Origin of the sequence: Mesorhizobium sp. L-8-10, from assembly GCF_016756635.1 — a bacterium.
In the GTDB taxonomy this organism is placed as follows: domain Bacteria; phylum Pseudomonadota; class Alphaproteobacteria; order Rhizobiales; family Rhizobiaceae.
In genome coordinates, this window is record NZ_AP023263.1 from 6,803,464 (window position 1) to 6,829,914 (window position 26,451).

At 66.5% G+C, this 26,451-nt stretch carries 24 protein-coding genes; 20 read left to right on the forward strand and 4 right to left on the reverse strand.

Annotated features, from left to right (window positions below; all coding sequences use genetic code 11):
- Positions 1 to 74: 74 nt before the first annotated feature.
- From JN280_RS31785 to JN280_RS31795, 3 genes are all read left to right on the forward strand, one after another.
- Positions 75 to 1,160, forward strand: coding sequence for a class I SAM-dependent methyltransferase (locus tag JN280_RS31785; RefSeq protein ID WP_202308162.1), 1,086 nt, complete (start codon positions 75 to 77; stop codon positions 1,158 to 1,160).
- Between the two features lie 418 nt (positions 1,161 to 1,578).
- Positions 1,579 to 2,058 (forward strand): VOC family protein, encoded by a 480-nt coding sequence (locus JN280_RS31790; protein ID WP_202308163.1) that lies wholly within the window; start codon positions 1,579 to 1,581, stop codon positions 2,056 to 2,058.
- A gap of 524 nt (positions 2,059 to 2,582) precedes the next feature.
- Positions 2,583 to 3,545 (forward strand): DMT family transporter, encoded by a 963-nt coding sequence (locus JN280_RS31795; protein WP_202308164.1) that lies wholly within the window; start codon positions 2,583 to 2,585, stop codon positions 3,543 to 3,545.
- Between the two features lie 90 nt (positions 3,546 to 3,635).
- Here JN280_RS31795 and JN280_RS31800 read toward each other — a convergent pair whose 3' ends face one another.
- Complete coding sequence (locus JN280_RS31800; RefSeq protein WP_202308165.1) at positions 3,636 to 5,555, reverse strand: adenylate/guanylate cyclase domain-containing protein; 1,920 nt, start codon at positions 5,553 to 5,555, stop codon at positions 3,636 to 3,638.
- Between the two features lie 179 nt (positions 5,556 to 5,734).
- On the opposite strand from JN280_RS31800, the gene JN280_RS31805 reads away from it, so the two are divergent.
- The 4 genes from JN280_RS31805 to JN280_RS31820 all read left to right on the forward strand — a co-directional run bounded on the left by JN280_RS31805 (position 5,735) and on the right by JN280_RS31820 (position 10,699).
- A complete protein-coding gene (locus JN280_RS31805; RefSeq protein ID WP_202308166.1) occupies positions 5,735 to 6,619 on the forward strand; it encodes a helix-turn-helix domain-containing protein in 885 nt (294 codons plus the stop codon).
- 134 nt (positions 6,620 to 6,753) lie between these two features.
- Positions 6,754 to 7,416, forward strand: a complete 663-nt coding sequence (locus JN280_RS31810) for a 2Fe-2S iron-sulfur cluster-binding protein (RefSeq protein WP_202308167.1) — start codon at positions 6,754 to 6,756, stop codon at positions 7,414 to 7,416.
- 3 nt (positions 7,417 to 7,419) lie between these two features.
- Positions 7,420 to 8,403, forward strand: coding sequence for an FAD binding domain-containing protein (locus tag JN280_RS31815; protein WP_202308168.1), 984 nt, complete (start codon positions 7,420 to 7,422; stop codon positions 8,401 to 8,403).
- Between the two features lie 7 nt (positions 8,404 to 8,410).
- On the forward strand, positions 8,411 to 10,699 hold the full coding sequence (locus JN280_RS31820) for a xanthine dehydrogenase family protein molybdopterin-binding subunit (RefSeq protein WP_202308169.1): 2,289 nt from the start codon (positions 8,411 to 8,413) through the stop codon (positions 10,697 to 10,699).
- Between the two features lie 122 nt (positions 10,700 to 10,821).
- Here the strand turns inward: JN280_RS31820 and JN280_RS31825 are convergent, their stop codons facing one another.
- Complete coding sequence (locus tag JN280_RS31825) at positions 10,822 to 11,400, reverse strand: TetR/AcrR family transcriptional regulator (RefSeq protein WP_202308170.1); 579 nt, start codon at positions 11,398 to 11,400, stop codon at positions 10,822 to 10,824.
- Between the two features lie 95 nt (positions 11,401 to 11,495).
- Here JN280_RS31825 and JN280_RS31830 point away from each other — a divergent pair, with 95 nt between their 5' ends.
- Both JN280_RS31830 and JN280_RS31835 read left to right on the forward strand, forming a co-directional pair.
- Positions 11,496 to 12,284 (forward strand): SDR family NAD(P)-dependent oxidoreductase, encoded by a 789-nt coding sequence (locus tag JN280_RS31830; RefSeq protein ID WP_202308172.1) that lies wholly within the window; start codon positions 11,496 to 11,498, stop codon positions 12,282 to 12,284.
- A gap of 35 nt (positions 12,285 to 12,319) precedes the next feature.
- Positions 12,320 to 13,138, forward strand: coding sequence for an oxidoreductase (locus tag JN280_RS31835; protein ID WP_202315160.1), 819 nt, complete (start codon positions 12,320 to 12,322; stop codon positions 13,136 to 13,138).
- A gap of 134 nt (positions 13,139 to 13,272) precedes the next feature.
- Here the strand turns inward: JN280_RS31835 and JN280_RS31840 are convergent, their stop codons facing one another.
- Positions 13,273 to 14,208 carry a sugar-binding transcriptional regulator gene (locus tag JN280_RS31840; RefSeq protein ID WP_202308174.1) on the reverse strand — a complete coding sequence of 312 codons (936 nt, stop codon included), beginning with the start codon at positions 14,206 to 14,208 and terminating at the stop codon, positions 13,273 to 13,275.
- Positions 14,209 to 14,316: 108 nt separating this feature from the next.
- Between JN280_RS31840 and JN280_RS31845 the strand changes: the two genes are divergently transcribed.
- From JN280_RS31845 to JN280_RS31880, 8 genes are all read left to right on the forward strand, one after another.
- On the forward strand, positions 14,317 to 15,021 hold the full coding sequence (locus JN280_RS31845; RefSeq protein WP_202308176.1) for an HAD family hydrolase: 705 nt from the start codon (positions 14,317 to 14,319) through the stop codon (positions 15,019 to 15,021).
- Positions 15,022 to 15,274: 253 nt separating this feature from the next.
- Positions 15,275 to 16,909, forward strand: coding sequence for an ABC transporter substrate-binding protein (locus tag JN280_RS31850; protein WP_202308178.1), 1,635 nt, complete (start codon positions 15,275 to 15,277; stop codon positions 16,907 to 16,909).
- A gap of 111 nt (positions 16,910 to 17,020) precedes the next feature.
- Entirely contained in the window at positions 17,021 to 18,034 is a 1,014-nt protein-coding gene (locus JN280_RS31855; RefSeq protein WP_202308180.1) for an ABC transporter ATP-binding protein, read from the forward strand.
- Entirely contained in the window at positions 18,031 to 19,014 is a 984-nt protein-coding gene (locus JN280_RS31860) for an ABC transporter ATP-binding protein (RefSeq protein ID WP_202308182.1), read from the forward strand. Before JN280_RS31855 ends, JN280_RS31860 begins: the two co-directional genes overlap by 4 nt.
- Before the next feature lie 11 nt (positions 19,015 to 19,025).
- Positions 19,026 to 19,952, forward strand: coding sequence for an ABC transporter permease (locus JN280_RS31865; RefSeq protein WP_202308184.1), 927 nt, complete (start codon positions 19,026 to 19,028; stop codon positions 19,950 to 19,952).
- An 18-nt stretch (positions 19,953 to 19,970) separates the two neighbouring features.
- Complete coding sequence (locus tag JN280_RS31870; RefSeq protein WP_202308186.1) at positions 19,971 to 20,849, forward strand: ABC transporter permease; 879 nt, start codon at positions 19,971 to 19,973, stop codon at positions 20,847 to 20,849.
- A gap of 8 nt (positions 20,850 to 20,857) precedes the next feature.
- On the forward strand, positions 20,858 to 21,607 hold the full coding sequence (locus tag JN280_RS31875; RefSeq protein WP_202308187.1) for a glycerophosphodiester phosphodiesterase family protein: 750 nt from the start codon (positions 20,858 to 20,860) through the stop codon (positions 21,605 to 21,607).
- A 22-nt stretch (positions 21,608 to 21,629) separates the two neighbouring features.
- Positions 21,630 to 22,544 (forward strand): TIM barrel protein, encoded by a 915-nt coding sequence (locus tag JN280_RS31880; RefSeq protein WP_202315162.1) that lies wholly within the window; start codon positions 21,630 to 21,632, stop codon positions 22,542 to 22,544.
- A 124-nt stretch (positions 22,545 to 22,668) separates the two neighbouring features.
- Here JN280_RS31880 and JN280_RS31885 read toward each other — a convergent pair whose 3' ends face one another.
- Entirely contained in the window at positions 22,669 to 23,352 is a 684-nt protein-coding gene (locus tag JN280_RS31885; RefSeq protein WP_244743652.1) for a TetR/AcrR family transcriptional regulator, read from the reverse strand.
- Between the two features lie 139 nt (positions 23,353 to 23,491).
- Between JN280_RS31885 and JN280_RS31890 the strand changes: the two genes are divergently transcribed.
- The 3 genes from JN280_RS31890 to JN280_RS31900 are packed head-to-tail and all read left to right on the forward strand — an operon-like array spanning position 23,492 to position 26,427.
- Positions 23,492 to 24,502, forward strand: coding sequence for an efflux RND transporter periplasmic adaptor subunit (locus JN280_RS31890; protein WP_202308189.1), 1,011 nt, complete (start codon positions 23,492 to 23,494; stop codon positions 24,500 to 24,502).
- A gap of 3 nt (positions 24,503 to 24,505) precedes the next feature.
- Positions 24,506 to 25,747, forward strand: a complete 1,242-nt coding sequence (locus JN280_RS31895) for an ABC transporter permease (protein WP_202308190.1) — start codon at positions 24,506 to 24,508, stop codon at positions 25,745 to 25,747.
- Positions 25,744 to 26,427 carry an ABC transporter ATP-binding protein gene (locus JN280_RS31900; RefSeq protein WP_202308191.1) on the forward strand — a complete coding sequence of 228 codons (684 nt, stop codon included), beginning with the start codon at positions 25,744 to 25,746 and terminating at the stop codon, positions 26,425 to 26,427. Before JN280_RS31895 ends, JN280_RS31900 begins: the two co-directional genes overlap by 4 nt.
- The last annotated feature ends 24 nt before the right edge of the window (positions 26,428 to 26,451 follow it).

The window sequence follows — 26,451 nt, forward strand, 5'->3', positions numbered from 1 at the left end:
TTTTGTCCAATCCCGCACTCGCGGCGCGATGGCGGCGAGCGTAGGCCACCCCTTCGAACACGAAAGGAGCTGTCATGACCGCAACAGCAACCGTCGCCCGCGCCTTCGACCAGGCCAGGGCCGAAACATTCGCCGAACGCGTCGGCGGCATTCTCGATTCGGGCGCCGTCGCCGTGATGATGTCGGTCGGCCACCGCACCGGCCTGTTCGACGTCATGTCGGGACTGCCGCCGGCGACGAGCAGCGCAATCGCCGGGCGCGCCGGGCTTGCCGAGCGCTATGTGCGCGAATGGCTGGCCGTCATGGTCACCGGCCGCGTCGTCGCCTACGACCCGGAAAACAGGACCTATCAGCTGCCGGCCGAGCACGCCGCCTGCCTGACGCGCGGCGCGCCGCTCGGCAACCTCGCCGTCTACGCCCAGAACGTCGCCCTCATGGGCGCCGTGCATGACCGCGTGCTTGCATGTTTCGAGACCGGCGAAGGCATGAAATACGGCGAATATCCGCATTTCCACGAGGTGATGGCCGAGGACAGCGGACAGACCGTGACCGCGCAGCTCTTCGACGTCATCCTGCCCCTCGCCGAGGGGCTGGTCGAACGGCTCGAGGACGGTATCGACGTGCTGGACGCCGGCTGCGCGCGCGGCGCGGCACTTCTCGCCATGGCCGAGCGGTTCCCCAACAGCCGCTTCACCGGCTACGACCTGTGCGCCGACGCGATCGCGTTCGCGACGGAGGCGGCGCGCAGGGCTGGCCTTGCCAACATCCGCTTCGAGACGCGCGACCTCACCGGCTATGACGAGAAAGCGCGCTTCGACCTGGTCAGTTCCTTCGACGCCGTGCATGACCAGAAGGACCCGCAGGCGCTGATCCGCTCGCTGCACGGCGCGCTGAAGCCGGGCGGCATCTACCTGATGCAGGATATCGGCGGCTCGGCGAAGCTCGAGAACAACCTCGATTTCCCGATGGCGTCGCTCCTCTACACGATCTCCTGCATCCACTGCATGCCGGTCTCCCTCGGCCAGGGCGGCGCGGGTCTCGGCACGATGTGGGGCTGGGAAACGGCCGAGGCGATGCTCGCCGCCGCCGGCTTCTCCAGCGTCGAGCGCACCGTCCTGCCGCACGACCCGATGAATGTGTGGTTCGTCGCGCGGCGTTGACGCAGGGACCGGCCATGGCGCGGCCGGCGGATCGGCGACCTCGTGACGGAGTGCGTCGGGGCCTCGCGATCGCATGGCACGGCCCGCTCCGTCGGCATGCAACCACCGGCGCGATGGATCAAATCGCGCCGGCTACGATGGTGGCTGCCGTCGCCACGATTGAAACGGATTGCGCCCGGCGGCGGTCGGCAGGTCCATAGGCCCGATGGCGGGCACTTGACCTCGGGACTATCGCGCTGATTGAGTGGGGCCAGTATCTTGCCTCGAAGGTGGCAGTTCCGACACCGCCTTTCGGGCCTTGCCGGCGGAACATCCGACGGCATGAACGCATTCCAAGCGTAAGGTGCACCGGCCGGCCGCGTGCCGCCCCGGGTGCGAAACCGTGCCGGAATGGATTTCAGAAGCGAGAGGACAAGTTATGACTATCGCCAAGAACACGATCTGCGTGTGGTACGACAGGGATGCCGAGGAGGCGGCGCGCTTCTATGCCGAGGTTTTTCCCGACAGCTTTGTGACGGCCGTCCACCGCGCTCCCGGCGACTACCCGTCCGGCAAGGAGGGCGACGTGCTGACGGTCGACTTCACGGTCTGCGGCATTCCCTGCCTCGGCCTCAATGGCGGGCCGATGTTCAAGCACACCGAAGCCTTCTCCTTCCAGATCGCCACCGACGACCAGGAAGAGACCGACCGCTACTGGAACGCCATCGTCGGCAATGGCGGCCAGGAAAGCGCCTGCGGCTGGTGCAAGGACAAATGGGGCGTCTCCTGGCAGATCACGCCGCGCGTGCTGACCGAGGCGATGGCGGCCGGAGGAGATGAAGCCAAGCGTGCCTTTGCCGCGATGATGGATATGAAGAAGATCGACGTCGCCGCGATCGCGGCGGCCCGGCGCGGGTGAAGCTTTTGCGGCAGGCGTTCCGCGTGCGTTGCGGAGGGCTGTTGTCGGGATGTGAACGGCGCCCTTGTCAGTGCTGAAAGTCGTTTTGCTGCGATCGGATAAGGGATTCGGCGAGGCGGCGAAACGAGCCTGCGGTGAAGGTAGGACGGGATTTCGGCGAGGCCGAGAACTGCCCCTCATCCGGCTGCCGCCACCTTCTCCCCGCATCGCGGGGAGAAGACCGATGTCGCCGCCGGTTTCGCCAATCGTCGGCGGTGCAGATCGAGCGCCGTCGTCACGGCCAGCGGTCTTCTCCCCGCGATGCGGGGAGAAGGTGGCGGCAGCCGGATGAGGGGCGGATTCGCGACCGTCGAAGCAGGCGGGCCCGGCTTGTTCCCCGGCCTGCTGCCAATAAAGCGCCGAACTGCTTGCCGCGATCAGATCCACGCTTTCATCCACTATGGCGCCCGACGGGCGCTCTCTTCTGTGCAGCGCGCGGGCGCTCTCTTCTGTGCAGCGCGCGGGCGCTGTGGCATAACCGGGCCATGGCGATACATTTCCTGGCGGTTCATCGCGACACGGTCGGGACGGAACAGGCGGCGGGCGATTCGCTTGCGGGCGCCTATTCCGTGGCGGTCCTGTGCTGGCTGTTGTCGGCCGGCGTCTATATCGCCGCGAAATGGGTCTCGACCGAGATGCCGCCCTGGGCGCTCTGCTTCTGGCGCGTGCTGATCGCCTGCGCGATCCTCTTGCCGATCGTGCATCGCCATTTCGGCGCCATGGCCGCGCTGGCGCGGGCGCGCCCGCTCGAACTCCTTGCCGTCGGCGGCATGGGGCTGGCGATCTGCCAGGGCATGATCTTCATCGGCCTCGAACATGCCGATGCCACCACGGCCGGCATCATCATCGCGCTGATCCCGATCATCACCATGATCCTCGCCCGCCTGATCCTGGCCGAGCCGATGGGACCCTGGCAGGCGATCGGATCGGTGCTTGCCTTTCTCGGGATCGTGGTCATCCTTGTGAAGGGCAGCCCGGCCGCGCTGATGCGGCTCGACCTCAATCCCGGCGAATTGTGGATCGTCGCCGGCGCGTTCTTCTTCAGCCTCTATGCCGTGCTGCTCCGCCGGGCGAAATTCGAGGTGCAGCGCCTTCCGCTGCTGGTGCTGCTTCTGGGCGCAGCGGTGCTCACGTCGCTGCCCTTCTATCTCTACGAGCTTGCCTCCGACGAACGCGCGACGCTCAACGCCAGCGGGCTCATCGCGCTCGCCTATGTGGCGATCCCCGGCGGGGCGCTGATGTATTATCTCTTCAATCGCAGCATCGAGGCCCTGGGCGCGAGCCGGGCGGGCGTATTCCTCTACGTCCAGACGATCTTCATCGCCGTGCTCGCCTATCTGATCCTCGGCGAGAAGCTGCAGACCTATCACCTCGAAGGCGCCGCACTCATCATCGCCGGCCTGCTTCTCGTCATCCTGCTCAAACCGAAGACGCAAACTTCAGGCTAGGGCGGAGGCGACCAAGGCCTGAGGGCGACCGCCGAGACCGGCGACGGTTGCGTGAAAGAGGTTTCCCGCGGCTCCGCCTGCTCCTGCCGGTCAGGCGGGCCGTTCTCTCGCGCGGTCCGGCGACTGTGCCGTCTCCGGCGCTTCGGCTTTCGCCAGTTCGGAAAGGAAGCGGTCCATGAGCGGCGAATTGCCGAACCTGCGGTAATCCCGTTCGGCCACAAGCGAGAATTTCGGATCGGCCACGAGCAATCGCGCCATCGTCGTCCGCGCCTCGTCTATTTCTCCCTGGTTGGCCTGGACGGCGGCGAGGATCAAGAGGCAGCTTGCTTCGGCCGGCGCGCGCAGGAGGCATTCCGCAAGCACCGTTTCGGCCTCGCTCACGCGACCCGCCGCGTAAAGCGCCTGCCCATGGACATAGACATAATATTCGGGCGCCATCGGATGCAGGCGCCGGGCACGCTCGGCGTTGGCGACGGCATCGTCATAGTCGCCGAACCGGACCTGGGCCTTTGCCAAAGCCATGAGGCTGTCCGGGTCGTTCGGGTTGAGTTCGACCGATTGCCGGGCCGCCCTGATGCTTTCCTCATACTCGCCCTTGGCGGCCAGACCAAAGCTGAGCACCTGATATCCGATCGGCAGGTCGGGGCTGAGCCGTATCGACTGGCGCGCCTCGCTGAGCCCGATGTCGACGTCGGCCTGGGTTGCCCGGCCGCTGACGCCCTGGACGAAGTCGACGATGTAGGTCATTCCCAGATAGGCCCGGGCGGCGGCGTAGGCCGGATCTAGTTCGAGCGCCCGCTGATAGAGCGCGCGTGCCGCCAGCAACGAGGTCTCGTCGGACGATCCGTGCTTGTACCGGTCGCGCGCCTGAAGGACGAGGTCGTAGGCCTGCAGGCTTTCGGTCGGCCGATCGGCAGCTTCGGCCGCCTCGGACTCACGGACATAGGAAACGAGGTGCGCCACGATTTCGGAGGTCAGGTCGGTCTGGACCGCAAAGACATCCTCGACCCGCCGATCGTAGCTGCGCGACCACAGATGCGCTCCGCTTCGGGTGTCGATAAGCTGCGCGACGACGCGGAGCTGGTCGCCTTCGCGGCGCGCGCTGCCTTCGACGACATATCCGGCGCCGAGCCGGGCACCGATTTCGCGGATGTCGACGGCTTGTCCGCGAAAGGCGAATGACGAATTGCGGGCGATGACCTGAAGGTCGGCGTTCCGCGCCAGCTCGGTGGTGATATCTTCCGTGAGACCGTCGGCGAAATAGTTCTGACCCTGATCGCCGCTCATATTGTCGAAGGGAAGCACGGCGACGGAAGGCCGCGCGTCGGCGTTCCCGGCGCCGGATATCCAGGCCCAGGACGGCGCAACGCGGGCTGTCATGCCCGACAGCCACTGGTTTCCGGAGGCCGCGGCCGCAACCACGGCAAGGGCAGCCAGACCGCCGGCACAGGCCACCATCGCCCGGCGGCCGCGCGGCACGATACGCCGCACCCAGCCCGCCGTCGCACCCAGGCGCCGTTGCTTCGGCCTGACCACATAGACGTCGATCGCATCGGGAAGGTTCTTCGCCTTGCGATGGCCTATGCGCTGGAAATACTGGTCGCGATTCCTGTCGGCGCTGCGCACGACCGCGGCGCTGACATAGATGCTGCCCGGCTCCGCCATGGCTTCGAGCCTTGCGGCGACGTTGACGCCGTCGCCGAAGACATCCCCCTCCTCTTCGATGACGTCGCCCAGATTGAGCCCGACGCGAAGCTTGAGGGGCAGGTCGGCAAAGCCCTCCTGCATCTCGACCGCGGAATCGAGCGCCTGATTGACGCTGGGAAATGCCGCCAGGAAACCGTCGCCGGTGTTCTTGAACATCCGGCCGTTGTGGCGCTCGAAGACGGGCCGGATCACCTCGTCGAAGGCGCTGCGCAAACCTGCATAGGTTGCAGCCTCGTCCTCGGCCATGAGGCGGCTGTATCCGACGATGTCACCGGCGACAATGGCAGCAAGCCTACGTTCCATGTCGTTGATCTCGAACCCGCCGCAGTGGTCAGGTAGCATGCGTCGGCCTGCCTGGCCATTCACGTCAGTGTGTCCGGGGCGGGGTTGCCCGGGCGGCCCGGTTCAAATCTAAGATGCACTTGGGCGAAAAAATCCGGCATCGGGCGGCTGCCGGAATCCAGCCAATTTTTGGGATGGCGATGTCTTTCAAACCAATGTTCGGCGAGGGAAGCATAAAGGCCCGCGGAGATTCCGCCTCGCCGCTTCGCAGTGCCTCGTGGATCAACTCGTCGATAATCCTCGACAACCGGCGCTGGGAGTGCAGGGAAGCCGAACTGCGCTGGACGGCTCCCCATCATCTGGTCGTGCTGACCGAGGCGGGGCACACGTCGCAGACTTATGTCAGGTCCGACGGGAAGGATGTCTATGACGGCCGCGACCGGTCGGGGGACATCACCTTCGTTCCGGCCGGCGTCGAGCGCGAGGGCGTGTACCGCGACACGAAGCTATCCTACTCGGCGCTGTGGATCGATCCGGGCCTGGATCTGCCCGGCTGCGAATGCGCGGGCGACCTGCGCCTGCTGGTCAACGGCCGCGACGATGTGATCGCGTCGCTGTTGCGCGCGCTGTGCGCCGAGACGTCGCCCGGCCACAAGCCGTCGGCGGCCTATGTCGAACATTTGACGGCGCTGATCATGCTTCGGCTGGGCGCGCTGAACAATGTGCGCAAGGGCAAGGCGCGCCGCGAACCGCTGTCGCGGCCCGCTTTGGCGCGCGTGCGGGACTATGTCCACGCCAATATCGGCTCCGACATATCGCTGAGCGAACTGGCCGAGGTCGCCGGCATGCGGGTCGACAGCTTCGCCCGGCGGTTCAAGGCGGCGACCGGGCTGGCACCCTATGCCTTCGTGCTCGAGGAACGCATCCGGCAGGCGGAGATCCTGCTGGGCGGAACCGACCAGGCGATCGGCAATGTCGCCATTCGCCTGGGCTTCTCCAGCCAGAGCCACTTCACCTCGACATTCCGGCGCCTGAGGGGGATCGCTCCGCAGGCCTATCGGACGAACTTTATTCCCGAATCCTGACAACCGCTCCGGTTTTTCGAAAGAAAGCCGCGCGTCACGTCACCATTTCGAGCTCCGGACGGCAGATCCGGTGCGCTTGCGGCAGCCCAATGCGGGCGAACCGGATCCCGTCGCGATGAAACCGGAGACAGCCCATGAGAAATCCGAGCGACTGCGCAGCACTGACCCGCCGTACCTTGCTGGAGGGGAGCGCGGCCACCGGCCTGCTGCTGGCGGCCGGCCTGCCGGCGGCGGCGGCGCCGACATCGGCAACAACCGCCCCGGCACCGGCACCGGCGCCGCTGCCGAAGATCGCGCTGCGGCTTACGATCAATGCCGAGGAGCGCGCGGCGGAACTCGACCCCCGAACGACGCTGCTCGACGCGCTGCGCAACCACCTTGCGCTTCCGGGATCGAAGAAGGGCTGCGACCACGGCCAGTGCGGCGCCTGCACGGTGCTCGTGAACGGCCGCCGCATCAATGCCTGCCTGACGCTGGCCGCGATGCATGAGGGCGACGAAATCACCACGATCGAAGGGCTTGGCGACGGCGACGACCTGCATCCGATGCAGGCAGCCTTCATCGAGCGCGACGGCTTCCAGTGCGGCTACTGCACGCCGGGGCAGATCTGCTCGGCGGTGGCGATGCTGCGCGAGGCCGAGGCCGGCTGGCCAAGCCATGCCACCGCCGACGTGTCGGCCGGGACGCCGGCACTGACGGACGAGGAGATACGCGAACGGATGAGCGGCAATATCTGCCGCTGCGCCGCCTATCCCAACATCGTCGCCGCCATTCGCGACGTCGTCGGGAGGGCGTGAGCCATGAGGATCTTCACCTATGAACGCGCAACCGACGAACGGGAAGCCGCGTCCGCGGTCGCGGCCCGGCCGGAGTCGAAATTCATCAGCGGCGGAACCAATCTGCTCGACCTGATGAAGCTCGAGATCGAGCGGCCGGCGCACCTGGTCGACATAAGCCGGTTGCCGCTCGACCGGATAGAGGACACGCCCGACGGCGGACTTCGCGTCGGGGCGCAGGTCCGCAACAGCGACCTTGCGGCCGATCCGCGGGTCAGGGCACGCTACCCGGTCCTGTCCCAGGCGCTTCTTGCCGGGGCGTCCGGGCAGATCCGAAACAAGGCATCCACCGGCGGCAATCTTCTGCAACGGACGCGCTGCCTGTACTTCTACGACCGCAGCATGCCGTGCAACAAGCGCGACCCCGGCTCGGGCTGCGCCGCCCTCGAGGGCTTCAACCGGATGAACGCCATACTGGGCGCCAGCGAGGCCTGCATCGCCGTGCACCCCTCCGACATGGCCGTGGCGCTGACCGCGCTCGACGCGCGCGTCGAAACGATATCGCCGGAGGGCGAAACGCGCATGATCCCGGCAGGCGACCTCCACAAGCTGCCGGGCAGCACGCCCCATATCGAAACCGAGCTCGCGCATGGCGAAATGATCACTGCCGTGACGGTGCCGCCCCCGCCGCCCGGCCGTCAGATCTATCGCAAGGTGCGTGACCGCGCCTCCTATGCTTTCGCGCTCGTTTCGGCTGCCGTGGTGGTCGATGTGGGCGGTGCTCATGTGCGAGGGGCCCGCATCGCCATGGGAGGCGTTGCGGCGAAGCCGTGGCGCGCCGACGAAGCCGAGCGCTGGCTCGTCGGCAAGGAGCTATCGGACCGGACTTTCGTCGCGGCGGCGGAAGCAGCACTCCAGGGTGCTGTCGGCCGCGGCGGCAACGATTTCAAGATTCCCCTGGCGAAGCGCACGGTGCGGCATGCACTGGCCACCGCCGCAGAAGCGTGAGGCGACCATGACCAAGAGCAGCGCGAAGACCACCGCGAAGACGGGCGGGAACCCGCCCCGCGGCTTCATCGGCCAGCCACTCGCCCGCGTGGACGGACCTCTCAAGGTGACAGGCCGCGCGACCTATGCCTATGAGCATGAGCACGGCGGCAGGCCTGCCTATGGCCATATTCTCGGGGCCGCGATCGCGGTCGGCCGCATCGCCGGGATCGACACCACCGAGGCGGAGCGGGCGCCCGGCGTCATCAAGGTGATGACGTTCAGGAATGCCCCGCTCCAGCCCGCGTTCGGCCCGCCGGTCACGCCGACCGTGCCGGAGGTCTTCACCCGCGCCCGGCCCATGCTCTCGACCGACCGGGTGCGGTACTACGATGAACCGGCGGCCCTCGTGGTGGCGGAGACCTTCGAGGCGGCCCGGGCGGCCGCTGGACTGATAAGGATCAGCTACGAAAGGGATGAAGGCGCCTTCGAACTGGCCGGACGCCTCGGCGAAGCATATGCGCCGGGGCGCACAAATGCGGGCTTCGAAACCGACAGCGCGATCGGCGATTTCGAGGGCGCGTTCGCAAGCGCCGCCGTCACGGTCGATACGACATACCGAACGCCCTACGCGCACCACAACCCGATGGAACCCCACGCGACGCTGGCCGTGTGGTCGGGCAACCAATTGACGATCCATACGGGGGCGCAGACGCTCGCCAATTTTCAGGCCGGGCTCGCAAACACGCTTGGCATTCCGGCGGAAAATGTGCGCATCGTCAGCCCGTTCGTCGGCGGCGGCTTCGGCGCCAAGCTGATCGTCCACCCCGATACGGTGCTCGCGGCGATGGCAGCGAGGGAATTGCAGCGCCCGGTCAAGATCGCCCTGACGCGGCAGCAGATGTTCGCCAATGCCGGCCACCGCGCGGAGATGATCCATCAGATCCGCCTCGGCTCGGACGGCGACGGCCGCCTGACGGCGATGGGCTACGATGTCTGGTCGGCGACCTCCCGCTTCGAAGAGTTCTGCGAGCAGACAGCGGTGTTTGCCCGCTCGCTCTACGCGGCGCCGAACCGGCTGACCCGTCACCGGCTGGTCCCCGTCGACCTCAATCGCGGCGAATGGATGCGCTCGCCGGGCGAAGCGCCGGGCATGCTCGCCTTCGAATGCGCCATGGACGAACTCGCCGACCGTCTCGGCCTCGACCCGATCGAACTGCGCCGCCGCAACGAACCGGCCGAGGACCCGGAACGGGGCGTCCCGTTTGCGACGCGCAACCTCGTCGCCTGCATGGAGGAAGGTGCGCGCCGCTTCGGCTGGGAACGGCGCGGCGCGACGCCGGCGCGTGTCCAGGAAGGGCGAAAGCTCATCGGCCTGGGCATGGCCGCCGCCATCCGGCCGAACTATATCGGCGGCGCCGCCGCCCGGGTCGCCATCGACGCGGCGGGCGATGTGACCGTCCGCCTCGATATGACCGATATCGGGACCGGCACCTACACGATCCTGACCCAGATCGCGGCCGACGCCCTGGGCGTGCCCCTCCCGGCGGTCAGGGTCGAACTTGGCGACACAGATTTCCCGCGCACGGCGGGCTCGGGCGGTTCGTGGGGTGCGGCAAGCTCCGGTTCGGCCGTCCACGACGCCTGCTCGAAACTGAGAGAGAAGATCGTCCAGGCGGCATTGCCGGGTGACGACGCAGCCGGCACGGAGGCGAGCTTCGCCGGAGGGGAGGTCCGGATCGGCGGCCGGGCCGAGCGCCTTTCCGATCTCCTTCGCCGCGTCGCTCCCGACGGCATCGAGGCGGAAGGGGCGGTTCAGCCCTTCAGGCAGAACGATCTCTACAAGGACTGGTCCCAGCATTCATACGGCGCGCATTTCGCCGAGGTCGCGGTCGATTGCGACACGGGAGAAATCCGTGTGCGGCGCATGCTCGCCGTGATCGGAGCGGGCCGAATCCTCAACGCAAAGACCGCCCGCTCGCAAATTCTCGGCGGCATGGCCTGGGGTCTGGGCGCGGCGCTCATGGAGAATACGGTGCTCGACCGGCATCACGGTCATTTCATCAACCACGATCTGGCGGAGTACCACGTCGCGGTGAACGGCGACGTGCCCGACATGGAGGTGGTGTTTCTGGAGGAGCATGACGATAAGGCCAATCCGCTGGGAGCGAAGGGTCTGGGCGAACTCGGCGTCTGCGGCGCCGGCGCGGCGGTCGCCAACGCCGTCTACAACGCAACCGGCGTGCGCGTGCGCGAATATCCGATCACCCTGGACAAGCTGCTGCCGCATCTGCCGACGGCTGCTATCCAGTGGTGAAGGCCTGACGTTGGTACCCGACGCGGACGGCTGCTCCAGGTGGAGACGGCCGCCCGCCGCGGCCGGCACGAACGGCCGCCATGCGCAACGAAACGGCGATTGATCGAAAGCCGATATTCTCTTCACGAGCCGCCATTGTCGGGCTTTGGCTCTCTCTCATCCTGCGCGTCGAGCCAGGCTCGCGTCTCAGTGAGGACCTCGTTGGAAAGCTCAGAATCGTCGCTCATGCGCGCCAAAATGAGGGCGCCCACCATGGCGGCCCAACTGCCGATCGCGGCGCGGCGCCTATATGCCTGACCCGAGCCAGGGGCGACCTGACTGAGGCGCTCGATCTGACGCTTGAGCCCCGCTGTCATCTCGGCGCGGGCTCCGCCGGGCTGGCGGATGGTCTCCGACGCGAGCGCAGCAACCGGACAGCCGCAAGCGAAATTGTCTCGGTGCTCGGGTGACAGATATTGCTCCGCAAGGGTCGCCAGATCGACGGATGGCGGCTCGGTTTCCCCCTGTAGCTCGGCCAAGGTCCGGGCGATCAGATCATCCTTGTTCTTGAAATAGCCGTAGAACCCGCCATGCGTGAGCCCGGCCGCTTTCATGACATCCGTTACGGTGACGGCGTCAAAGCCACGCTCACGGAACAGCCGACCGGCGGCTTCCAGAATGGTTCGCTTGTTCTCCAGGACCTGCTGCCGGCTCACTCTCATCGTCGTCTCCTCGGATTCCGATTGACATATACATGATGGTCATCATATATCAAAATACATGATGGTTATCATGAATAAGGCATAGGAGCATTCTCATGAGCATGAAGCCCGCCGTCCTTGTCACCGGCTCCTCCTCAGGCATCGGAGCCGTCTATGCGGATCGCTTTGCGCGCCGCGGCCATGACCTCGTGCTGGTTGCGCGCAATTCGGCGCGCATGGGCGCGCTGGCCGAGCGCCTCCGGAGTGAGACCGGTGTCGGTGTGGATGTGGTGCAAGCTGACCTGACCGACTCGCAAGACCTCACCCGCATCGAGCAGCGCCTGCGCGAGGATGCGCGCATTGGCGTGCTGGTCAACAATGCCGGCACAGCCATTCCCGGCGGCTTTCTGAAGCAAGACGGCGAGAGTTTATCGAAACTGATCACGCTCAACGTCACGGCTCTCACCAGGCTTGCCAACGCGGCCGCTCCGCGCTTCGCCGAGAGCGGCGACGGCGCAATCATCAATCTCGCCTCGGTGGTCGGTCTCGCGCCGGAAATGGGCGCCACCGTGTACGGCGCGACCAAGACGTTCGTGCTGTTCCTCTCTCAGGGACTTGGTGTCGAACTCGCACCCAAAGGCGTCTACGTCCAGGCGGTGCTGCCTGCCGCAACCCGCACCGAGATCTGGGAACACGCAGGCGTCGACGTCGATACGCTTCACGGTGTGATGGATGTGGGCAAGCTGGTCGATGCCGCGCTGGTCGGTTTCGACCGCCGAGAGCCCGTGACCATTCCGCCGCTGCCCGAGGCTGCCCAGTGGAGCGCTTTCGACGCCGCTCGCCAGGCAATGTTGCCCAATTTTGCGCAGACCGAACCGGCCGAGCGCTATCAAACCGCCGCTTGACGGCACGAAGAACGGCCAGAACCGGTGATGAAACAATGAGTAAGCAATCAGGAAAAGTCGCAATCGTGACTGGAGCCTCCTCGGGCATCGGCAAAGCCACCGCTGAGGCGCTCGCGCGGGCGGGCTTCACGGTATTCGGGACAAGCCGCCGGACAATTGGAAACGGGCCGAAACAGGTCACCATGCTGGTCTGCGATGTGACTGACGAGGCATCGGTCAATGAGCTCGTCTCCGAGGTGCTGTCGCGGACCGGCCGAATCAATCTCCTGGTGAACAATGCCGGCATCGGCCTTTTCGGCGGAGCCGAGGAGTCGTCGGTCGCGCAGGCAAAGTCCCTGTTCGAGGTCAATTTCTTCGGCCTCGTGCGCATGACCAATGCCGTCCTGCCGTCGATGCGAAAGAACGGTGGGGGACATATCGTCAATATCAGCTCGGTTCTCGGCTTCTTGCCCGCGCCTTATTCAGCCCATTACGGCGCGACCAAGCATGCGGTCGAAGGCTATTCGGAATCGCTCGACCACGAGACCCGCGCGTTCGGCGTCCGCGTGACGCTCATCGAACCGGCGTTCACCAAGAGTTCCTTCGATCAGGCTGCCCTCAAGCCGGACGCCATGCTGAGAGAATATGACGAGGCCAGGGCCGGTGTGGACAAGCTTGTTCAGCAGGCAATGACCGCTGGCGATCCCCCGGAAGTGGTCGCCGACACCGTGGTTATGGCCGCGACCGTCGCGCGCCCGAAGCGCCGTTATCCTGCCGGGAAGGCCGCGAAACAGGTCAGTCTCGCGAGGCGCTTCGTGCCCGCCGAAATGTTCGACAAGAGCCTGCGCAAGCAGTTTGGCCTGCCGGTCCTGTAGCTCCGCGGACCGTCGACACCCTCGCCGACCAAAGCGCCCGACGTCAGCCCTGGTGGAAGAGCGGTCGATGCCCGCCCTTCCCGGCCGGCGGCGGCTGGTGCATCCAGGCCCTGCAGGCCGGCTTCACCCGGATTTCAGCCATCCAGCAGGGCTTTCGCGCTGTCGGCATCCGTCACGATGACCGTCGCCAGCCCGGCCCGGGCCGTCGCACGAAGAATGGCGTGCTTGTGGCGGCCGCCGGAGGCGACGATGCGGCAGGCGATGTTCCGGTAGTCGTCGAGCTCGGGTGAGAGCACCTGGCTGTTGAGGGGATGGTCGACCGGCCGTCCCTCCGCGTCGAGATATCGGCCCAGAAGGTCGCCGACGGCGCCGGCGGCAAGGAGATCGGCGGGCGAGGTGCCCGGCGGCAGGCCGTAGCGCACCTGGAGCGACTGGTCCGACACATCGCCGACGCTCAGGAAGGAGATGTCGACGCCCACTATGCGGCGGAAGATCTTCTCGAACACCGATTGCGAGATGATGGCGTCGCGCGATTGCGAACTCTCGGCGTAGATCGGCGCCGCGAAATAGTTGCACTGCGCCTGCAGCACCTGAGCGAAACCGCGCACGATCTCGAAGGTGTTGATCTCGGATCCCCGGGTGAGACCGCCCATCATCGAGCAGACGTCGATCGCCGGTTCGCTGGCCGGCGTCATCCGCCGGACCGTCTCGCGCAGCGTCGAGCCCCAGCCGACGCCGATCGAGGCCGGCCTGCGGTACTGGATCAGCCGATCGAGATAGGCCGCGGCGGCGCGGCCCAGCACCGCATGCAGCAGCCGCGGATCGCCCGGCGTCGGCGCGATGACGGCCTCCTCCAGGCCGAAGCGCTCGCACAGCCGCGCTTCAAGCTCCACATTCTCGGCAAGCGGAGAAGTGAAGCCGATCCTCACGACGCCCTCCCTCGTCGCCGCGGCGAGAAGCTCGTTCACCCGGCGGCGGGTGAGGTTCATGCGCTCGCCGATATCCGCCTGGGTCAGACCCTCCACGTGATAGAGCCACGCGGCCTTCACCATCAGCTGCTGCTGGTCCATGCGGCGATTCCCTCCCTCTTTTTCCTCCTGTTACAGATGTCACATCACCGTAACATTTGTAACCTATCCACTCCGGACGATCCGCTTGCGAGGCCTCCGATAACGGCAATGACGACCGACCTGCTGATTTTCGACTGCGACGGTGTATTGATCGACAGCGAGCCGGTGGCAAGCGGGCTGTTCGCAAAGGCGCTGCAGCGCGCAGGGCTCGACGTCAGCGCGGCCGAAGTGCACATGCGCTTCACCGGCGCCTCGGAAAAGGAAAGCAGGCGCATCCTGATCGACGAATATGGATTGGCCGATGCCGACCGCGTCTTCCTCGACGCCAACGCGGAATTGTATGCGGAATTCGCGCGTTCCCTTCGTCCCATGCCCGGGATGCAGGCGCTGGTGAAGGCGCTGCACCATCGCCGATGCGTCGCGTCGAACAGCGGCCTCGAACGGCTGCGCCGCAGCCTCGGGCTCTTCGACCTCTGGCACGAATTCGCCCCGCATGTCTTCAGCGCCGAAATGGTCGAGCAGCCCAAGCCGGCGCCCGACCTCTTCCTGCTATGCGCCGAAAGACTCGGCGTCGCGCCGCAACGATGCATCGTCATCGACGACAGCACCCACGGCGTCGCCGGCGCGGTGGCGGCGGGCATGAGGGCCATCGGTTTCGTCGATCCGGCCGATCCGCGCGAACGACGCCACGCCATCCTCGCGCAGGCGGGCGCGGCGCTCGTCGTCGAAGGGGCTGCGGAACTGGCGGCCGCGATCGATGCCGTGTCGCCGGCAAGCACACGAAGGACGCAGGCGGCCGGTATGGAGATCTGATCGAAGCTGTTGCTTGGAAAGGGTTGCGGAATACGGACTCAAACCAAGCCGCATGAACGAAATATATAAGTCGCAGAAGCTTGAAATGCTTCCGTGCCGTTATTTTTTGTTTTTCGAATCTAGTTAATTTATTTCGAGATATATACACATCCATGTCATGAATGTGTCACCAATACTTTACTAATCTGACACGCCCCGTGACTTAGATGCCGCGATCGCAAATCCCAGGACATCGGCAGAAGGAGAGCCAGACATGTTTTCACTCAACCGGCGGCGCGCGCTCGGCCTCATGGGCGCAACGGCCGGCAGCATCGTGCTGCCGCGCTTCGCGATCGGACAGGCGGCCCGTCCGTCCGTCACCATCGCCGTCCAGAAGATCACCAACAACAACACGCTCGACATCTGGAACGAGCAGTCGAATGTCGGCGAGCGCGTCTTCTTCCCGAATTTCTGGGAAGGCCTGATCCTGCGCGACTGGATGGGCAACCAGGGTCCGGTTCCCGGCCTCGCCACCGAGTGGAAGCGGCTCGACGACAAGACGCTCGAGCTCAAGCTGCGCCAGGGCGTCAAATTCCACAACGGCGACGAACTCACCTCCGACGACGTGGTGTTCAGCTTCTCCGCCGAACGGGTCTTCGGCGACACCCAGCCGGCCGGCGGCAAGACGATCTTCGAGGCCGACCACAAGCCGACGACGGTGAAGGAACTGCCGGCCTCGGTGCCGGGCATCGGCCGCCGCCTCTGGCCCAGCCTCGCCGGCGTCGAAGCGGTGGACAAATATACGGTGCGATTCCACAACGCCACGCCGGACGTCACCCTCGAGGGCCGTCTCTACTCCGGCGGCAGCCAGATCGCCAACCGCCGCGCCTGGGACGAGGCGGCGAGCTATGCCGACTGGGCGCGCAAGCCGATCACCACCGGCCCTTACATGGTCGGCGAGTTCAGGCCCGACGTCTCGCTGACGCTGGTCGCGTTCGACGACTATTGGGGCGGCCGGCCGCCGCTCGAGCAGATCCGCTTCGTCGAGGTGCCCGAGGTCGCTTCCCGCGTCAACGGGCTGCTCTCGGGCGAATACGACTTCGCCTGCGACCTGCCGCCCGACCAGATCGCGGCGGTGCAGAACACCTCCGGCTTCGAGGTGCAGAGCTCGACCATCTGGAACCATCGCGTCTCGGTCTTCAACACCCAGAACCCGATCCTGGCCGACCCGCTGGTGCGCCGGGCGATGACGCATTCGATCGACCGCAAGGCGATCGTCGATGCGCTGTGGGCCGGCCAGACCGTCATCCCGGCCGGGCTGCAGTTCGATTCCTTCAAATCGTCCGGCATGTTCGTCGACGGCTGGGCGGCGCCGGAATTCAACCCCGAACTGGCGCGCGAGCTGCTGAAGCAGGCCAATTACAAGGGCGATCCGATCCCTTACCGGCTGCTCAACAACTACTACACCAACCAGACCGCCAACGCGCAGATCATGGTCGAGATGTGGAGGCAGGTCGGCCTCAATGTCGAGATCGAGATGAAGGAGAACTGGGGCCAGATCCACGATCCGCAGGGCGTGAAAGGCGTGCGCGACTGGTCGGCCTCCAACACCATCAACGATCCGATCACGCCGATGGTCGTGCAGTTTGGCCCCAATGGTGAGGTCCAGCAGAAGAAGGACTGGACCAACGCCGAGCTCAACGAACTCTCCGTCGTCATGGAGACCAGCACCGACCGCGCCCTTCGCAGGAAGGCGATCGCGCGCATGCTGGAGATCTGCGAGCGCGAGGACCCGGTCTATCAGGTCCTGCACCAGAACGCGGTCTTCACCGGCATGAAGTCGTCGCTGAATTGGAAGGCGGCGCCGGCCTTCGCGATGGACTTCCGCCAAGGCAACTGGACGAACTGAGCCAGGCCTGAAACCGCCCCGGCGGCATATGCCGCCGGGACTTTTTTGCCATTCCGCCGGCCGACCGGGCCGCGCGCAGCCGGGGCGACCCGCGACGGTCGCGGACGAGACATGACCATGACGGCATCCAGCCTGGTTGAACTACGCGCGCTGAGGGTCGCCTTCGACGGGGTCGAGGTGCTGCACGGGATCGATCTCGAGGTCGATCGCGGCGAGTCCGTGGGCCTGGTGGGCGAATCCGGCTGCGGCAAGTCGGTAACATGGCTTGCCGCGCTGGGCCTCCTGCCGGGGAAAGCCAGCGTCACCGGTTCCGTCCGGCTGGAAGGACGGGAGCTTGCGGGCGCGCCGCGCCAGACGCTGGAGACGGTGCGCGGCAAGCGGATCGCGATGATCTTCCAGGACCCGTCGAGCTCGCTCAATCCGGTCCTTCGCATCGGCCGCCAGATCACCGAGGCGCTCGGCGCCCATCGGGGACTGTCGGGCGCGGCCGCCAGAGCCGAAGCGCTTCGGCTGATGGACATGGTCGGGATCCCCGATCCCCGCCGACGCTTCGACCAATATGCGCATGAATTCTCCGGCGGCCAATGCCAGCGCCTGATGATCGCCATGGCGCTCGCGGGCGATCCCGACCTGTTGATCGCCGACGAGCCGACGACGGCCCTCGACGCGACCATCCAGGCCCAGATCCTCGACCTGCTCGCGCGGCTGAAGGACGAGACGGGCATGGGGCTGGTGTTCATCAGCCACGATCTCGGCGCCGTGTCGCAGGTGTGCGAGCGCGTTTGCGTCATGTATGCCGGCCGCATCGTCGAGCAGGGCACGGTGGAGCAGCTTTTCTCCGCGCCGCGCCACCCCTATACGCGCGGGCTCTTCGACGCCATTCCCCGCCTCGACGGGCCGCGCGAGCGGCTGATCCCCATCCCCGGCACCGTGCCCGACCCGAGGGAGCCGCTGCAAGGCTGCTCCTTTGCGCCGCGCTGCACGCGCGCCACCAGCTACTGCCGGTCCAGGATGCCCAGGCTGCTGCTGCAGGACGACGGCCGCAGCCTCGCCTGCGCGCATCCGGTGGAGCCCGCGCAGAAGGGCTCGACCAGGGCCGCAATTCTCGAAGACACGATGCAATGACACCACTGATCGAGGCCAGAAATCTCGTTCGCACCTACGAGGTTCGGAAGGGACCGTTCAGCCGTCCCCAACCGGTGCGCGCCGTGGACGACATCTCGCTCGCGCTCATGCCCGGCGAGACGCTCGGGATCGTCGGCGAATCGGGATCGGGAAAGTCGACGCTGGGCCGCATGCTCCTCGGCATCGACCCGGCCCAGGCCGGCGCGGTGCTGTTCGAAGGCAACCCCATGCCGCCGCCGCGGAGCCCGCAATGGCGGGCTTTGCGCGCCAGGATGCAGCTCATCTACCAGGATCCGCTCGCCGCGCTCGACCGGCGTCTCCCCCTCGGCGTCCAGATCCGCGAACCGCTCGACATCCACCGGATCGGATCGGGGGAGGAACGCGAAGGACGCGTCCGCGAGCTGATGGACGCGGTCGGCCTGCGCGACGACCAGGCCGGGCGCTATCCGCACGAGCTTTCCGGCGGCCAGCGGCAGCGCGCGGTCATCGCGCGGGCGCTGGCGGCACGCCCCTCGCTCATCGTCTGCGACGAACCGGTATCGGCGCTCGACGTCTCGATCCAGGCGCAGGTGGTCAACATGCTGCGCGGCCTCCAGGAGCAGAACGGCATCGCCATGGTCTTCATCAGCCACGACCTCAAGGTCGTGCGCAACATCGCCGACCGGGTGGCGGTGATGTATCTCGGCAAGATCGTCGAGGAAGGATCGTCCGACACGATCTTCCGCTCGCCGCGCCATCCCTATACGCAGGCGCTGGTGTCGAGCGTGCCCGTGCCCGGCAGGCGGCTGCAGAGCCGCGTCATCCTGCAGGGCGAGCCGCCCAATCCGGCGGCCCGCCCGTCGGGCTGCGCCTTCCATCCCCGTTGTCCGCTGGCCGTGGATCGCTGCCGCGTCGAGACCCCGCATCTCCGGCCGGTCGGGGCGGAGCGGACCGCGGCCTGCCACCTCGTCGCCGGCACCGACGCCGCGATGGCGGCCTGAAGGAGGCGGCGATGCTGCAATTCGTGCTTGCACGGCTCGTTCGGGCGGCCATCACGATCGCCGCCGTGGTGACCTTCGCCTTCGTCGTGCTGCGCATGTCGGGCGACCCCGCCCAGGTGATGCTCGGCCCCGACGTGCCGCAGGAAGCGGTCGACGCCTTCCGCCGCGCCTGGGGCCTCGACCAACCGCTGTGGATCCAGTATCTCGCCTATCTCAAGGCGATCTTCACCGGCGATTTCGGGGTGTCGATGCGCGACAAGGCGCCGGCCATCGACCTGGTGATGGCGCGCGTGCCGGCCACGCTGCAGCTGACGATACCGGCCCTCATCCTCAAGCTGGCGATCGGCATTCCCGCCGGCGTCTACGCGGCGCTCCATCGCCAGAGCGCCACCGACCGCGGCGTGATCCTGCTCGCCATCGTCGGCTTCACGATCCCCTCCTTCGTCATGGGCCTGATCCTCGTGCTGATCTTCTCCGTCACGCTGGGCGTGCTGCCCTCCGGCGGCCAGGACACATGGATGCACGGCCTCCTGCCGACGATCACGATGAGCATCGGCGGCATCGGCATCCTCGCGCGCTTCTCGCGCAGCGCGATGATCGAGGTCATGGGCCAGCACTACATCCGCACCGCCTCCGCCAAGGGCCTCAAATGGCACGATGTCGTCTGGGGGCATGCCCTGCCCAACGCCGCCATTCCGATCGTGACGATCGTCGGGTTCATGGTGGGATCGCTGATTGCCGGCGCCGTCGTGGTGGAATCGATCTTCTCCTGGCCGGGCATCGGCCGGTTGCTGGTCGTGTCGGTGACCAACCGCGACCTCGCCGTCGTGCAGTGCATCCTGCTCATCATCGCCGCCGCGATGGTGGTCTCCAACCTGATCGTTGATCTTCTCTACGGCTGGCTCGATCCGCGCCTCCGCATGCGCGCCAACCATTAGAAAGCCGGAAAGACCAAAATGTCCTCGGCAAACCTCACAGACACGCAGCCTCCTCGGCCGGCTTCCGCCCTTCTGAAGCGGATCCGCCGGCAGGTCCCCGTTTCGGTCGGGCTCAGTCTGGCATGGCTCGCACTGATGGTTCTGGTCGCGGCCTTCGCCGACGTCCTGCGCCCCTACGGCATCACGGCCATGGACCTCGGCAGCCGCCTTTCGCCGCCCGGTTCGATGACCCACTGGCTCGGCACCGACGAGCTTGGCCGCGACGTGCTCTCCCGCCTCATCCAGTCGATCCGCGTTTCGCTCGTGATCGCATTCGGCGCGACCATCATCTCGGCCGTGTTCGGAACGGCGCTGGGCTTCGCCGCGGCGCAGTTCCGCGGCGTCGTCGAGCATCTGGTCCTGGTGCTCGCCGATTTCCAGGCGGCGCTGCCGTTCCTCATCATGTCGCTGGCCGTGCTCGCCTTCTTCGGCTCCTCGATGGTGCTGCTGGTCTGCCTGATGGGCTTCTACGGCTGGGAGCGCTATGCACGCATCGCGCGCGGCCTGGCGATCTCGGCAGGCGCGCAGGGCTACGCGGCTTCGGTGGTCCAGCTCGGGGCGACGCCGGCGCGGGTCTATTTCCGCCACATCCTGCCCAACGTCGCCTCGACCCTCATCGTTTCGATGACGCTGACCTTTCCCGAGATCATCCTGATGGAAAGCGGCCTCTCCTTCCTCGGCCTCGGCGTGCAGCCGCCGGAGACGAGCCTGGGCAACATGGTGGGCTTCGGCCGCGAATATCTGACACGCGCGCCCTGGATCATGCTCGCCCCGGCCGCCGTCATCATGCTGACGACGCTCTCCATCTCGCTTGTCGGGGACTGGCTCCGCGACCGGCTCGACCCCACCATTCGCTGAGACCTTCCATGACCCTCATCACAGGCCATCGCGGCGCCCGCAATCTGTGGCCGGAAAATTCCCTCACCGGATTCCGCAACGTGCTCGACATCGGCGTGGACGCCATAGAGTTCGACGTTCACCTGACGCGCGCCGGCGAGCTCGTCGTCATCCACGATGCGACGCTCGACCGGACAGCGGAAGGCTCAGGCCCCGTGCGGGACCTGACACCGGAGGCGCGCTCGGCCACCAGGCTCAAGGAGACCGACGAAGCCCTGCCGACATTGGCGGACGTGCTGGCCGTGCTGGCGCGCAAGGACGGGCCGCGGCTGCATGTCGAAATCAAGATCGACGAGACGGGAACCCCTTATCCGGGGATCGCGGCGCGGGTGGCCGCGGAGCTCGAGCGCTTCGGCGTGGCCGGCAGGTGCCACCTGACCTCCTTCGACACCTCCGTGCTTGAGGATTGCCGCCGCCACGCGCCCAACGTCGCGCGGCTGGTTTCGGTCAACGCGGCCTGGGCCGAACGGCAGGGCGGTCTTTCCGCATTCCTCGATCGCGTCGATGCCCTCGCCGAGATCGTCGCCGTCCATCACGAGCTGATGGAGGCGGAGTGGGAACCGATCCGGGCAAGGCTGCCGCTGGAGCGGCTCTGCGTCTGGACACTCAACGACGAGGCGGCAATCGGGCACTGGCTGGAGCGCGGCATCGGGCATCTGACCACGGATCGCCCCGACCTCGCTCTCGCCCTGCGCGCGGCCGCAATCGCGCATCGCTGAACACATCAAAGGGAAACTGTCCCTGTCCAACATCATCGCCACGGGCTTCAATTCGGGTTCGACCGACGGCGAACTCTTCAGCCTCGAGGCAGACCTTCGCCGCCTCGCCGACATTGGCGTCGATACGGTCGAGCTCGGGTTGACCAGCGTCGATCTCATCGCGGGTGGGCGCGTCGTCGAGGAAAGGGCGCAAAGGCTGCAGGCGATCACCCGCCAGATGCCCTTCCGCTACACCGTGCATGGCCTCGTCTCCTCGAATTTCATGGATCCCGCGACGGTGCGCTATCAGCTCGATGCCGCGAAGGCGCTCATCGAGGTCTGCGACCGGATCGATGCGCGCATCATCGTGCAGCATGGCGGGCATCTGCGCGCGGACCAGGTCATCGACCGCGCGGGCGCGGACCGGCGCGAGCGCGAAGCGCTTTTCGAGCTTGCGGAGTTTGCGCAGCGCTACGGCGTGCGGATCGCGCTGGAGAACATCTTCACCACCGAGCCGGGACAATACCGCCAGACGCCGGCAGAAGTCGCGGCCACGGTCAAGGCGGTCGGTCATGCCAACCTCGTCGCGCTGATCGACTTCAGCCACGCCTATATCGAATCCAGCTATCGCGGGCTCGACTTCCGCGAAGAGCTGCGCGCGATGGCGCCGGTGGCGGGCCACCTCCACGTGCACGATTCCTTCGGCCGGCCGCAGGCCTTCTACAAGCCCTTCCACCCGCAGGAACTGACCGCCATGGGCGTCGGCGACCTGCATATGCCGCTCGGTTGGGGCGACATGGACTGGGACGGTATCTTCAGCGAGCTGGAGTTCCTGCCCGATACGGTGCTGATGATGGAGATCGGGCCTCGCTACCGCAGCGAGCAGCCGGCAAGCCTCGAAAGGGCGCGCCGGCTGATGGCGCTCAATGCCGGCCGCCGGCAGATCGCGGCCGAGTGACGAAAACCCGGGGAGCTGCAACACCCCATGTCGCTAGCCCGGCGCGGCTTTCCGCCGGCCCAGACATCAATGGCCTGGATGCCGAAACATCCGGGCCAACGGTCGATCCCGTCGACCGTTGGCATCAGCCATCCGACGCGAGAAACGCCCGGGCAAAACCCGGCTGCGCCGCCTCGATCGTGCCGTCGGGCAGCCTGAGCAGCCGGTCGAAAGCGATCCCGTAAAGCCGCATCCGCTCCTCGAGCATCGCCACCGCGGCGTCGACATTCCCCCGCTCGGCCTCGAGCATTGCCTGATACATCACATCCCGGAAGATCAGCCTCAGATGCAGGAGCATCTCCGCAAAGGCCTCCGGATCGGGCACGTCGAAGGTCCCCTCCTCGCTGCCTTTCCTCAGGAGATCGGCGAGCATCGGCCTGGCGAGTTCCCTGCCCGCCTGGTCGATGCGATGGAAGAGCACGATGTTCTCCGGCCGGAAGAGGACCGAGAAGGTCTTCCTGAGCTGCGGAGCGAGCTCGACGTTCAGCCGCCGCGATCCTGAGAAGAGCGCATTGATCCTGCCGATGGCGTCGAGCGACGGGTCATCGAGCATGGGCTGCAGCTCTGCCAGGCTGTCGCGGGCCAGCCTCGCGGCAAGCGCCTCCAGCAGGGCCTCCTTCGACGCGAAGTAGTGATAGAACGCCCCCTTCGACAGGCTGGTCTCGCGGATGATGTCGTTGACCGTGGTATTTTCGTAGCCGTGCTCGAAAAAGAGGCGCTGGGCGCAATCGAGCAGCTCGGCGGCGCGCGTCTCGGGCGATTTTCTCACGCGTGGCAAGGTCGGGCCTCCTGGCGGGGCGGTTCCCATACAGAGAGCACGAAGATTTCATTTATGCAACTTTTATAGACCGACGGTCGGTCTGGTGCTATAGGTTCCCGCGCCCATGCGTCCTTTCCGGGAACATTTCATGCGTCTGACACGCTGGATTGTCGGCATTGCCCTGGTCGCGGCGGCGACGGGATCCGTCGCCTGGTATGTCTCGCGGCCGGCGACGGTCTCGGTGGTGTCGCCGGCAAGGGGCGACGCCGCGGAAATCGTCTATGCAAGCGGGTCGGTCGAGCCGGAGACCTGGGCCAAGGTGACCCCCGTGGTCCGCGAAAGGATCGTCGAGCAATGCAATTGCGAAGGCTCGAGGGTCGCGCAAGGCGATGTGCTCGCCCGTCTCGACGACAGCGAAGCCCGCGCCGTGCTTGGCGAGTTGAAAGCGCGGGAGGCTCTCGCGCGCAAGGAGTTCGAGCGCCTGTCGGTGCTCGCGGAGAAGAACGCGGCGAGCCTGCAGGCACTCGAGCGGGCGCAAAGCGAACTCGGTCAGGCGGAAGCGCTGGTGGCAGGCCGCGAGGCGCGGCTTGAAACCTACATCTTGCGCGCGCCGCTTTCAGGCATCGTGCTGAGGCAGGACGGCGAGGTGGGCGAGGTCGCCGAACTCGGCACCGGGCTGTTCTGGGTCGGCGAGCCGAAGCCGCTGCTCGTGGTCGCGGAAGTCAACGAGGAGGATATCCCGCGCGTCAAGGTCGGACAGCGCGCTTTGCTCAAGGCCGATGCCTTCCCCGGCCGGATACTGGAGGCCGAGGTCGACAGCATCACGCCCATGGGCGATCCGGTGACCAAGACCTATCGCGTCCGCTTCCGCCTGCCCGACGACACGCCGCTCCGGATCGGCATGTCGACGGATGTGAATATCGTCATCCGCGTCGCGAAGAACGCCCTGCTGGTTCCCTCAGTCGCCGTCGAAGGAAACCATGTCTTCGTGGTCGAGGGGGACAGGGCATCGCGGCGCGAAATCCGCGCCGGCATCCGCGGCACCAGCGGCATCGAGGTCCTGTCCGGCGTCGACGAGTCGTCCCGCATCGTCTCGCCCTATCCGGCCGAACTCGACAACGGCGCCCGCGTGGCCATATCTGTCTCACGGGAGGAGTGAGACATGCCGCTCATCCTCGATATCGCCTTCACGCATATCGCCGGCCGTGGCCGCCAGACGGTCGTGGCCGTGCTCGGGGTCGCGGTGGGCGTCGGTTTCTCCATCGCCATGGCGGCGCTGATGCAGGGCGGGCAGGACGATTTCGTCAGGCAACTCGTCGACACCATGCCCCATGTCGACATCACCGACGAACAGCGCACCGCCCGGCGCCAGCCGGCGGAGGATGTCTTCGCGACCGTTGCCATCTCCGGCTTGAGGCCACGCGACGACCGCCGCGGCATCATCAATCCCACGGCCGCGAGCGCCTGGCTCGAGAGCTGGCTTCCGGGACGGTTCGCCGAGAGCCTCAGGACCCAGGCCGTGATCCGTTACTCCAGCCGCGAAGTCGGCGCCGCGGTCATCGGCGTCGACCCCGAGCGCGAGCCCGGAGTGTCGCCGATCGTGGAGGACTTCGTGGAAGGCAGCTTTGCCGCGCTTACCGCAGGCGGCAACAATGTGCTCGTCGGCGACACCATGGCGGTCCGGCTCGGCGCAGAACTCGGCGACACGATCAGCGCGGTCTCCTCCGAAGGGCTGACGCGCAACTTCAAGATCGCCGGCCTGTTTCATACCGGCACCACAGCGCGCGACGAGGGCGAGGCCTACATCCTGCTCAAGAACGCCCAGATACTCTCGGGCAGGCCGAATGCCATCAACGAGATCCGCATCAAGCTCGACGACCCCAACCTCGCCCCGACGGTGGCGCATCGGGCCGAAGCAGAGCTCGGCTACAAGGCCGTGGCCTGGCAGGAGGCGAACGAATCCATCCTCGAGGCGCTCGTCGTGCGCAACGTCATCATGTACACCGTCGTCGGCGCGATCATGCTGGTCGCGGGTTTCGGCATCTTCAACATCATCTCCACCATCACCCATGAGAAGGCGCGCGACATCGCCATCATGAAGTCTCTCGGCTTCCCGGAGAGCGACATGCGCCGGCTGTTCCTGCTGGAGGGCATGGCGATCGGCGCGGCAGGCTCGGCGCTCGGCTGGCTGCTGGGCTTTTCGATGACCTACGCGCTGTCGCAAGTGCGCTTCGAGATCGCGGCGACCGGCCAGGAAATGACGCGCCTGCCGATCGCCTGGAGCATGCTTCACTATGCCATCGCCTCGTCCTTCGCGCTGGGCTCCGCCGCGGTGGCGGGATACCTGCCCGCGCGGCGCGCGGCGCGGCAGAACCCGGTCGATATCATCAGGGGCGCGACATGAGCGTGTTGGTGGAGACCGAAGGACTGACGCGCGTGCTGCCGGAAACCGTGCCGGTGACGCTGGTGAAGGACATCACGCTGTCGATCGGCGAGAAGGAGTTCGTGGCGGTCACCGGCCCCTCCGGTTCGGGCAAGTCGTCGCTGCTCTACCTGCTCGGCCTGCTCGACCGGCCGACCGGCGGAAAGCTCCATTTGGCAGGCCGTGACACCGGCCCCATGAACGAGCGGGAACGCGCGGCGACCCGGCTCTCGATGCTCGGCTTCGTGTTCCAGTTCCACTTCCTCCTGCCGGAGTTCACCGCCCGGGAAAATGTCGAAATCCCGATGCGCAGGCTCGGCCGGCTGCAGCGTGGCGAGATGCGGGAGCGGGCCGGCGAACTGCTCGCTTCGCTGGGGCTCGCCGACCACGCCGACAAGCGGCCCGACCAGCTCTCGGGCGGTCAGCGCCAGCGCGTGGCGGTGGCGCGCTCCCTGGCCAACGACCCGCCGCTCATCCTCGCCGACGAGCCGACGGGAAGCCTGGACTCCAAGAGCTCCGAACAGGTCTTCGCGATCCTTGCTGATCTGGTGCACGAGCGCGGCAAGACGGTGGTGGCAGTGACCCACGACCTCGACATGGCCGGGCGCATGGACCGCCGCATACACATCGTCGACGGCAAGATCGACGGCCAACCGCAATGACGCCAGTCGATGAAGGCGCGCTCC